Source organism: Olsenella phocaeensis, assembly GCF_900120385.1.
GTDB lineage: Bacteria > Actinomycetota > Coriobacteriia > Coriobacteriales > Atopobiaceae > Olsenella_I > Olsenella_I phocaeensis.
This window is the reverse complement of sequence record NZ_LT635494.1, coordinates 1,053,644-1,063,798: the sequence shown is the minus strand read 5'-3', so window position 1 is coordinate 1,063,798 and position 10,155 is coordinate 1,053,644. Positions and strand designations below refer to the sequence as shown.

At 69.7% G+C, this 10,155-nt stretch carries 10 protein-coding genes, 1 tRNA gene and 1 pseudogene; all 12 read left to right on the top strand.

Translation table 11 applies throughout. The annotated features are described in order from the left end of the window. Positions 1–755: FAD-dependent oxidoreductase (locus BQ7388_RS05100; RefSeq protein WP_159430791.1), on the top strand; the 755-nt coding region annotated here is incomplete at its 5' end. An 11-nt stretch (positions 756–766) separates the two neighbouring features. After that, positions 767–1,837 carry an NADH-ubiquinone oxidoreductase-F iron-sulfur binding region domain-containing protein gene (locus BQ7388_RS11510; protein WP_083558269.1) on the top strand — a complete coding sequence of 357 codons (1,071 nt, stop codon included), beginning with the start codon at positions 767–769 and terminating at the stop codon, positions 1,835–1,837. Between the two features lie 427 nt (positions 1,838–2,264). Beyond that, positions 2,265–2,359 (top strand) — tRNA-Sec (locus tag BQ7388_RS05090). Positions 2,360–2,422: 63 nt separating this feature from the next. Next, the gene (gene selA, locus BQ7388_RS05085) at positions 2,423–4,375 is read left to right on the top strand and encodes an L-seryl-tRNA(Sec) selenium transferase (protein ID WP_072499908.1); all 1,953 of its coding nucleotides are present in this window, start codon (positions 2,423–2,425) and stop codon (positions 4,373–4,375) included. Continuing rightward, positions 4,372–5,709 carry a LysR substrate-binding domain-containing protein gene (locus BQ7388_RS05080; RefSeq protein WP_072499907.1) on the top strand — a complete coding sequence of 446 codons (1,338 nt, stop codon included), beginning with the start codon at positions 4,372–4,374 and terminating at the stop codon, positions 5,707–5,709. The genes selA and BQ7388_RS05080 overlap by 4 nt, the downstream gene beginning before the upstream one ends. A 251-nt stretch (positions 5,710–5,960) precedes the next feature. Beyond that, positions 5,961–6,440, top strand: a complete 480-nt coding sequence (locus BQ7388_RS05075) for a ribosome maturation factor RimP (protein ID WP_009279380.1) — start codon at positions 5,961–5,963, stop codon at positions 6,438–6,440. 25 nt (positions 6,441–6,465) lie between these two features. Beyond that, on the top strand, positions 6,466–7,716 hold the full coding sequence (gene nusA, locus BQ7388_RS05070; RefSeq protein ID WP_062530268.1) for a transcription termination factor NusA: 1,251 nt from the start codon (positions 6,466–6,468) through the stop codon (positions 7,714–7,716). Positions 7,717–7,764: 48 nt separating this feature from the next. Beyond that, positions 7,765–8,118 (top strand): translation initiation factor IF-2 N-terminal domain-containing protein, encoded by a 354-nt coding sequence (locus BQ7388_RS13465; protein WP_083558268.1) that lies wholly within the window; start codon positions 7,765–7,767, stop codon positions 8,116–8,118. Positions 8,119–8,143: 25 nt separating this feature from the next. Further along, positions 8,144–8,782, top strand: a pseudogene (locus BQ7388_RS05055) (NusA N-terminal domain-containing protein); the annotation flags it as partial. Positions 8,783–8,813: 31 nt separating this feature from the next. Then, positions 8,814–8,987, top strand: coding sequence for a LysR substrate-binding domain-containing protein (locus tag BQ7388_RS13460; protein ID WP_083558369.1), 174 nt, complete (start codon positions 8,814–8,816; stop codon positions 8,985–8,987). A gap of 251 nt (positions 8,988–9,238) precedes the next feature. Next, positions 9,239–9,718 carry a ribosome maturation factor RimP gene (locus BQ7388_RS05045; protein ID WP_009279380.1) on the top strand — a complete coding sequence of 160 codons (480 nt, stop codon included), beginning with the start codon at positions 9,239–9,241 and terminating at the stop codon, positions 9,716–9,718. 25 nt (positions 9,719–9,743) lie between these two features. After that, positions 9,744–10,155: NusA N-terminal domain-containing protein (locus BQ7388_RS05040; protein ID WP_327196099.1), on the top strand; the 412-nt coding region annotated here is incomplete at its 3' end.

The following is a 10,155-nucleotide window of genomic DNA, read 5'->3' as shown; positions in this document are numbered from 1 at the left end:
TCGCCTACGACTGCGCGCGCACCGCCGTGCGCCTGGGCGCCGCGAGCGTCGACGTCTGCTGCCTCGAGGCGGAGGACGTCATGACCTCCACCCCCGAGGAGCGCGAGGAGGCCGCGGAGGAGGGCGTGGTCCTGCACGACGCCTACGCCTTCAACTCCATCGACGAGTCCGCCGAGAGGCCCGGCCTCGTGGGCGGCATGACCATCCAGAAGATCAAGCGCTTCTACTTCGACGAGAACCACAGGGCCGTGACCGAGCTGGTCGAGGGCTCCGAGCTCACCCTTCCCGCCGACTACGTGATCTTCGCCGTGGGCCAGAAGCCCGAGGACACCCCCGGCATGGGCCTCGAGCTCACGCACGGCCCCTACGTGGTCGCCGGAAAGGGCATGGAGACCTCCGAGGAGGGCGTCTTCGCCGCGGGCGACGACGTCACGGGCACCAAGTCCGTGATCGGCGCCATCGCCCAGGGCCGCGACGCCGCGAGCTCCATCGACCGCTTCCTGGGCGGCGACGGAGACATCTCCGAGGTCCTCCTCGAGCCCGAGGTGGCGCCCGCGCGCATCGGCAGGGCCGACGAGGGCTTCTACTCGACGCAGACCCAGCCCGAGTTCGCGCCCGCCGACCAGCGCCGTGGCAGCTTCGAGCCCTTCGAGTGCCCCTTCAGCGAGGACGAGGCCAAGTTCGAGGCGAGCCGCTGCCTCCAGTGCGACCTGCGCCTGCAGCTTGCCACCCCACGCCTCTGGAACGAATACTAGGAGGGACGCACATGACCACAGTCAACTTCATGCCTGCATACAAGCAGGCACCCACGGCCCTCGACCTTCTCTCGAAGCGCGTGGACGAGGCCATCGCCAAGGCAGGGGAGGAGGACGTCACCCTGATTCTGCCGAGCACGGCGTCCGAGCTCGCGGAGAGGCTCCCAGGCGTCAAGGTCGTCCTGGCGGACGCCTCCATCGGCTTCCTCTACTCCAACGTCACCGCCACGCGGAACCTCCTCGCGGGCGAGAAGCCCTTCCCCACGGCCGCCACGCTGAGGCCGGGCAAGCTCCTCTCCTCTGGCCTCGAGTGGCTCGAGGGGGAGGGAGAGACGCGCCACGTCTGGGTGGAGGGCTCGGACGCCCCGGTCGAGCTCCCCCGTGACGCGAGCGTGCGCGACATCCTCGCCGCCTCCTCCGTGTCGGACGCGGACGTCAAGGCCGTCTACCTGGGGTATCCCGCCAGCCGCTTCGTTCCGGCGTCCGCGCTGGACGACCCGCAGGACCTCGCGACCTTCGACCTCGTGCGCGTCTACACCTCCGCGAGCTGCATGGCGAACGCCCTGCGCGAGGTGGTCGGCGAGTTCGTGCACGAGGGCTGCGGCTGCTGCGTCCTGGGACACGAGGGCGGCTATCAGATCGACGTGATCATGAACAAGGTCTGCTCCAACAAGGCCAGCGCGTCCGACGTCGCCCTCCTGCGCGACCTCTGCCCGGTCATGGGGGAGCACGCCCTCTGCGAGCTCGGCCAGACCCTGGCCCGCACCGTGAGCCAGGCGCTCGACCTCTTCGGAGACGAGATCGAGCAGCACTACGCGAAGCACCAGTGCCCTGCGGGCGAGTGCCGCGCCTACATGACCTACCATGTGCTGGTCTCGCGCTGCACGGGCTGCGGCAAGTGCCTCCCCGCCTGCGAGGAGGACGCCATCATGGGCAAGGCGCGGTTCGTGCACGTCATCGACCAGCGGGCCTGCACCAAGTGCGGCGCCTGCCTCGAGGCCTGCCCCGAGGGCGCTATCGTCATGGCCGGGGCGAAGAAGCCCAAGACGCCTCCCAAGCCCATTCCCTGCAAGGTCCACTAGGGTCCTTTGCCACGGCAGGATCGCTTCGCGACGGCCGGCCCCTCGGGGTCGGCCGTTCTGCTCTCTCCCGGCCGCCCGGCGCCGCACGATCCGGCTTCCGGCTGCACATTCCGGACGCCTGCCGCGCACTCTGGAAATGGTTTGCGCGCCATTCTCTGCTGAGCTGGGATTTTGCCACAAGGTGCGCATTTCAAATCTGAAATGCGCACCTTCCTCCGTTGACCTGCGATTTTGCGGCGAGACGCGCATTTCAGATTTAGAATGCGCGCCCCGCCGTAATAGAATGCGTGCCCTGCCGTGCGAAATGCGCACTCCGCGGCGCGACCGGCACCCCGCTTCTGCGCTAAGGTTCTGGAGGCGGCCTTCCGCTGCGGCGGGAGCCCCTCCCGCCGGCCGTGCCGCCGACTCGGCCCGTCTCGGGCCAGAGGGGAGCAGATGGGCGACTGGTGCGCCCTCTGGTCTTCAAAACCAGTTCGGGCAGGCAACTGCTCGGGTGGGTTCGATTCCCACCTGCTCCCGCCAAGCCAGCCCCGGCGCCGGGTTCGTGCCCGGCGCCCCGCACGACCCCCGACGAGGGAGGACCCCATGGCCGACAAGAGCCTCTTGCGCAGCATCCCGCGGGTGGACGCGATCCTGGGAAGCCCCCGCATGGCGGCGCTCAGGGGCCAGGTCCCGGCAGGCCAGCTCACGGACTTCGTCCGCGCCTCTCTCGCACGCCTCAGGGAGGAGGTGCTCTCGGGCGAGCGGGACCACGTCGCGGGAGAGGACGAGCTTGCCCGCGACATCGCCGACGACTACCTCGCCCGCGGTCCCCACCGGCTGAGGCGCACGATCAACGCCACGGGCGTCGTCCTCCACACCAACCTGGGGCGCGCTCCCCTGGGTCCCGAGGTCGCGGCCCACGTCGCCGAGGTGGCGCAGGGCTACTCCAACCTCGAGTACGAGCTCGGGGATGGCGCGCGGGGAGGGCGCGGCTCCTACGTCGAGGGGCTGCTCCGTGAGCTCTGCGGCGCGGAGGACGCCCTCGTCGTGAACAACAACGCGGCGGCGGCCCTCCTCATGCTCGACACGATCTGCCGCGGGAGGGACGTCGCCATCTCGCGCGGGGAGCTGGTGGAGATAGGCGGCTCCTTCCGCGTGCCGGACATCCTCGCGCGCGGCGGGGCACGCCTCGTGGAGGTCGGGACCACCAACAAGACGCACCCGGCCGACTACGAGCGCGCCGTGGCCGAGGGGGCCGGCGCCATCCTCAAGGTGCATCGGAGCAACTTCTACATGGGCGGCTTCACCGAGGAGGTGGGCCTGCCCGGGCTCTCCGCGATTGCCCGCCAGGCGAAGATCCCCCTCCTCTTCGACCTGGGTGCGGGCCTCCTGATGCCCGGCGAGGCCCTGGGGCTGCCCGGGGTGCCCTCTCCCCGCGCGGCCATAAGGGACGGTGCGGACCTCGTCTGCTTCTCGGGAGACAAGCTGGTCGGCTCGGCCCAGGCGGGCATCGTCGTGGGCAGGGCCGAGCTCGTGGCCCGGCTCAGGGAGAACCCCCTGGCCCGCGCCCTGCGCATAGACAAGCTCTCGCTCGCTGCCCTCGAGGCCNCGGCGGCGGCCCTCCTCATGCTCGACACGATCTGCCGCGGGAGGGACGTCGCCATCTCGCGCGGGGAGCTGGTGGAGATAGGCGGCTCCTTCCGCGTGCCGGACATCCTCGCGCGCGGCGGGGCACGCCTCGTGGAGGTCGGGACCACCAACAAGACGCACCCGGCCGACTACGAGCGCGCCGTGGCCGAGGGGGCCGGCGCCATCCTCAAGGTGCATCGGAGCAACTTCTACATGGGCGGCTTCACCGAGGAGGTGGGCCTGCCCGGGCTCTCCGCGATTGCCCGCCAGGCGAAGATCCCCCTCCTCTTCGACCTGGGTGCGGGCCTCCTGATGCCCGGCGAGGCCCTGGGGCTGCCCGGGGTGCCCTCTCCCCGCGCGGCCATAAGGGACGGTGCGGACCTCGTCTGCTTCTCGGGAGACAAGCTGGTCGGCTCGGCCCAGGCGGGCATCGTCGTGGGCAGGGCCGAGCTCGTGGCCCGGCTCAGGGAGAACCCCCTGGCCCGCGCCCTGCGCATAGACAAGCTCTCGCTCGCTGCCCTCGAGGCCACGCTCAGGCTCAGCCACAGCCGGGCCGACGCGCTGGGTCACGTTCCCACGCTGCGCATGCTGTCCCTCGGGCGAGAGGAGCTCCTCGCCAGGGCCGAGGCGCTGGCGGCACGGGTCGCGGGCGAGCTGCCCGCCTTCGCCTGCAGGGTGGTGGAGCTCGAGGACGAGGCCGGGGGCGGCTCTCTGCCGAGCACGCTCCTCCCGGGGGCGGGGGTGGAGCTCGAGCTCGCGGGAACGCCCTCCGCACGCCTCGAGGCACTCCTCAGGGCGGCCCCCGTCCCCGTCGTCTGCCTCTTGAGGGACGACCGCGTCGTGCTCTCCGTGCGTACCCTTCAGGAGGGCGACGAGGACGAGGTGGTGCGCGCCCTCGGGCGCATCGCGGGCGGAGGCGCCCGATGAGCGAGCTGGTCATAGGCACGGCCGGCCACGTCGACCACGGCAAGACCTGGCTGACGCGCGCCCTCACGGGGATCGACACCGACCGGCTCAAGGAGGAGCGCGAACGGGGCATCACCGTGGACCTCGGCTTCGCGCGCCTCGAGCTGCCCGACGGGCAGGTGGCGAGCGTCGTCGACGTCCCCGGCCACGAGCGCCTGGTGCGCAACATGATCGCCGGGGCCACGGGCATGGACCTGGTGCTCATGGTGGTCGCCGCGGACGAGGGCTTCATGCCCCAGACCAAGGAGCACCTGCAGATACTCGACCTCCTGGGCGTCAGGCAGGGCCTGCTCGTGCTCAGCAAGTGCGACGCCGTGGGGCCCGAGTGGGCGGACGCCGTCGAGGCGGACCTTCGGGAGCGCGTGAGGGGGAGCTTCCTGGAGGGCGCCCCCTGCGTGCGCTGCTCGGCCGTCACGGGGGAGGGCCTGGACGAGCTGAGGGACGTCATCTCAAGGCTCGCGGAGGGTCCGGGGTCCCGCGGTTCGATTCGCCGCGACCCGGACCGTGCCTGCAGGCTCCCCATAGNCACGCTCGTGCTGAGGGGCGCCCGCCGCGTCGAGCTCACGTCCCAGGGGGCCAGGGTCTTCGAGCAGGCGAGCTCCATGCTCGCCCTGCGCGACCGCCTGCTCGAGGACGCGCGCAGCCGCGAGCGCAATGCCATCTACCTGGGAAGCTCCTCCGTCCCCTCGGCCTACGTCCTGCCCGACGCGCTGTTCGCCTTCACCAGTGCCTGGCCCGGCGCGCGCTTCAGGATCTTCCAGCACGACAGCCGCGAGGTCGTCTCGGGGCTCGCCGAGGGCAGCTTCGACCTTGGCCTCACGGGGCTTCCCGCAGACGAGCCCTCGCTCGAGTGCGTGCCCCTTTGTGCCGACGACATGGTGCTCGTCACCCCCGCTGAGGACCGCTTCCGCGCGCTTGCGGGGGCTGGGGCCGAGGCCGTGCGCGAGCTGCTGCTGCGCGAGCGGACCGTCCTGAGGGGCGAGGGCAGCGGGAGCCGCTCCACTATGGACAGGATCCTGGAGGAGCTGGGGCTTACGGGCGAGGGGCTCGACGTCGTCGCGCGCACCAACGACCAGGAGACCATCCGCCAGCTCGTCGAGGCGGGCCTCGGCGTGACGGTGATGTCGTCCCGCGCGGCCAGGGCGGGGGTGGAGGCGGGCAGGCTCCTGCAGTTCGAGCTGCCCTGCCAGGCCTCGCGACGCTCCCTCTACGTCGCCTGGCGCAGGAACTCCGCGCTCGACGAGCCAACCCGGGCGTTCAGGGACTTCCTGCGGCAGCGCCTCGCGGGGGAATGACGCGCCCGTGCCCCCCGGCGGGCTCCCGGTGGTCCTCGGGCGGTCATTGGGCGTCCGGCTGACTTCGCAAATCAACCTCGGGCGCTCACCAAAGTGCAGCAAACGTGTGGGTCCGCCTCGTCGCTCCCGTCCCGTCGCCGGCGTGCTATAGTGTGCAGAGCTTAATCGTGAACGTTCGAGGAAGTGGGGCAGCGTCTTTGCCCCGCTTCCTTTTGGTATGCAGGGACGCCGCAGGGCGGGAAGGAGACAGGGTGGCATCGACTGACCTTGAGAAGCGGCTGGTCGCCGCGTTGGAGGAGGCCGCGGCCCCCCATGGCATCGACGTCGTGGACGTGGAGGTCGTGGGGTCCGCCAAGGCTCCCACGGTCCGCGTGCGCATCGACCATGCGGACGAGGGGCTCCCCACGATCTCGCTCGACGAAGTGGCGGCCCAGAGCGGCTGGATCAACGAGGCCCTCGACGCCTTCGACCCCATCGAGGGCTCCTACACCCTCGAGGTCTCGTCCCCCGGCCTCTCGCGCCCCCTGCGCCGCGCGCGCGACTTCGAGCGCTTCGCGGGCGAGGACGTCTCGCTGACCACCGCCGCCACGGAGGGGAGGCGCCGCTTCGCCGGGCGCCTCCTGGGCATCGAGGGCTCCCTCGTGCGCGTCGAGTGCGAGGGAGAGGAGCTCGCCTTCGAGCTCGACCAGATTAAGTCCTGCAAGATCAAGCCAAACTTCGACCGGGCGTAGCGCCGGGGCAAGGAGAGGAAGCAGCATGGCATCCGAGATGATGGAAGCGCTGATGGCGCTTTGCCAGGAGAAGCACATCGACGAGCTCTACCTGATCGACCGCCTCGAGCAGTCGCTGGCCAAGAGCTACACCGAGGTCCTGCACCTCGACTGGGGCGCGCGCGTCACCATCGACCGCGCCACCGGCAAGGTCTACGTCTACAAGCTCATCCCCCGCGACGACTCGATGGACGAGGAGACGGGCGAGTACACCGAGTTCGACGAGGAGGACGTGACCCCCAAGGACGCCTCCCGCATCGCCGCCCAGCACGCCAAGAGCGAGATCATGGACATCGTGCGCAACTCCGCGCGCCAGCAGATCTTCGAGGAGTTCTCGCACCGTATCGGCGACATCATCACCGGCACGGTGCTGCAGACCACGCCCGACTTCGCCTTCATCAAGATTCGCGAGGGCGTCGAGGCGGAGCTGCCCTACTTCGACCAGCGCCGCTTCCCCGACGAGCGCAACGAGCGCCCGCAGGGGGAGCGCTACAGCCACAACCAGCGCATCCGCGCCATCATCGTGGACGTGCGCGACCCCAACAGCTCGCAGCCCCCGATTCGCTCCGAGCGCCAGCGCCCCTCCATCGTGGTCTCGCGCACGCACCCGGACCTCCTGCGCCGCCTCTTCGAGCTCGAGGTGCCCGAGGTCTATGACGGCATCGTCGAGGTGCGCTCCGTCGCGCGCGAGCCGGGCGTGAGGTCCAAGGTGGCCGTCTCGTCCATGGACGACCGCCTCGACCCCGTCGGCGCCTGCGTCGGCCCCAAGGGCAGTCGCGTGCGCACCGTGGTCTCGGAGCTGCGCGGCGAGCGCGTGGACGTCGTCCTCTGGAGCGACGACCCCGCCAAGTGCGTCGCCAATGCCCTCTCGCCCGCCCGCGTCTCGCGCGTGATCGTGGACGACGACAACAACTACGCCACCGTCATCGTGCCCGACGACCAGCTCTCGCTGGCGATCGGCAAGGAGGGCCAGAACGCCCGCCTGGCCGCCCGCCTCACCGGCATGCACATCGACATCAAGAACGAGTCGCTTGCCGCCGACGTCATGCGCGAGCTGCCCCACGACGACGTCGACATCCTGGCGGAGGAGGGGGGCCACCGCTGCGAGTACGTGGGACCCACGGGCATCCAGTGCCGCAACATGGCCCGTCCCGGCTCCCGCTTCTGCGGCATCCACGAGAAGCTCCAGGAGCTCTCGGACGCCTCGGTCTCTGACGACCCGGACTCCCTGATCTAAGAGGTCACCCACCCCGTCCGCCCAAACGTACGTAAGAAGGTTGGTTACATGGCAAAGACCCGCGTGCATGACCTGGCAAAGGAATACGGCATGTCGAGCAAGGAGATGCTCGGTCACCTCCAGGACATGAAGATCCCCGCAAAGTCTCCCTCGTCGACGCTCGAGGACGCCTACGTCTCGATCGTCCGCAAGAAGCTCAAGCCCATNCGCGACTTCGAGCGCTTCGCGGGCGAGGACGTCTCGCTGACCACCGCCGCCACGGAGGGGAGGCGCCGCTTCGCCGGGCGCCTCCTGGGCATCGAGGGCTCCCTCGTGCGCGTCGAGTGCGAGGGAGAGGAGCTCGCCTTCGAGCTCGACCAGATTAAGTCCTGCAAGATCAAGCCAAACTTCGACCGGGCGTAGCGCCGGGGCAAGGAGAGGAAGCAGCATGGCATCCGAGATGATGGAAGCGCTGATGGCGCTTTGCCAGGAGAAGCACATCGACGAGCTCTACCTGATCGACCGCCTCGAGCAGTCGCTGGCCAAGAGCTACACCGAGGTCCTGCACCTCGACTGGGGCGCGCGCGTCACCATCGACCGCGCCACCGGCAAGGTCTACGTCTACAAGCTCATCCCCCGCGACGACTCGATGGACGAGGAGACGGGCGAGTACACCGAGTTCGACGAGGAGGACGTGACCCCCAAGGACGCCTCCCGCATCGCCGCCCAGCACGCCAAGAGCGAGATCATGGACATCGTGCGCAACTCCGCGCGCCAGCAGATCTTCGAGGAGTTCTCGCACCGTATCGGCGACATCATCACCGGCACGGTGCTGCAGACCACGCCCGACTTCGCCTTCATCAAGATTCGCGAGGGCGTCGAGGCGGAGCTGCCCTACTTCGACCAGCGCCGCTTCCCCGACGAGCGCAACGAGCGCCCGCAGGGGGAGCGCTACAGCCACAACCAGCGCATCCGCGCCATCATCGTGGACGTGCGCGACCCCAACAGCTCGCAGCCCCCGATTCGCTCCGAGCGCCAGCGCCCCTCCATCGTGGTCTCGCGCACGCACCCGGACCTCCTGCGCCGCNCTCGTCGAGGCGGGCCTCGGCGTGACGGTGATGTCGTCCCGCGCGGCCAGGGCGGGGGTGGAGGCGGGCAGGCTCCTGCAGTTCGAGCTGCCCTGCCAGGCCTCGCGACGCTCCCTCTACGTCGCCTGGCGCAGGAACTCCGCGCTCGACGAGCCAACCCGGGCGTTCAGGGACTTCCTGCGGCAGCGCCTCGCGGGGGAATGACGCGCCCGTGCCCCCCGGCGGGCTCCCGGTGGTCCTCGGGCGGTCATTGGGCGTCCGGCTGACTTCGCAAATCAACCTCGGGCGCTCACCAAAGTGCAGCAAACGTGTGGGTCCGCCTCGTCGCTCCCGTCCCGTCGCCGGCGTGCTATAGTGTGCAGAGCTTAATCGTGAACGTTCGAGGAAGTGGGGCAGCGTCTTTGCCCCGCTTCCTTTTGGTATGCAGGGACGCCGCAGGGCGGGAAGGAGACAGGGTGGCATCGACTGACCTTGAGAAGCGGCTGGTCGCCGCGTTGGAGGAGGCCGCGGCCCCCCATGGCATCGACGTCGTGGACGTGGAGGTCGTGGGGTCCGCCAAGGCTCCCACGGTCCGCGTGCGCATCGACCATGCGGACGAGGGGCTCCCCACGATCTCGCTCGACGAAGTGGCGGCCCAGAGCGGCTGGATCAACGAGGCCCTCGACGCCTTCGACCCCATCGAGGGCTCCTACACCCTCGAGGTCTCGTCCCCCGGCCTCTCGCGCCCCCTGCGCCGCGCGCGCGACTTCGAGCGCTTCGCGGGCGAGGACGTCTCGCTGACCACCGCCGCCACGGAGGGGAGGCGCCGCTTCGCCGGGCGCCTCCTGGGCATCGAGGGCTCCCTCGTGCGCGTCGAGTGCGAGGGAGAGGAGCTCGCCTTCGAGCTCGACCAGATTAAGTCCTGCAAGATCAAGCCAAACTTCGACCGGGCGTAGCGCCGGGGCAAGGAGAGGAAGCAGCATGGCATCCGAGATGATGGAAGCGCTGATGGCGCTTTGCCAGGAGAAGCACATCGACGAGCTCTACCTGATCGACCGCCTCGAGCAGTCGCTGGCCAAGAGCTACACCGAGGTCCTGCACCTCGACTGGGGCGCGCGCGTCACCATCGACCGCGCCACCGGCAAGGTCTACGTCTACAAGCTCATCCCCCGCGACGACTCGATGGACGAGGAGACGGGCGAGTACACCGAGTTCGACGAGGAGGACGTGACCCCCAAGGACGCCTCCCGCATCGCCGCCCAGCACGCCAAGAGCGAGATCATGGACATCGTGCGCAACTCCGCGCGCCAGCAGATCTTCGAGGAGTTCTCGCACCGTATCGGCGACATCATCACCGGCACGGTGCTGCAGACCACGCCCGACTTCGCCTTCA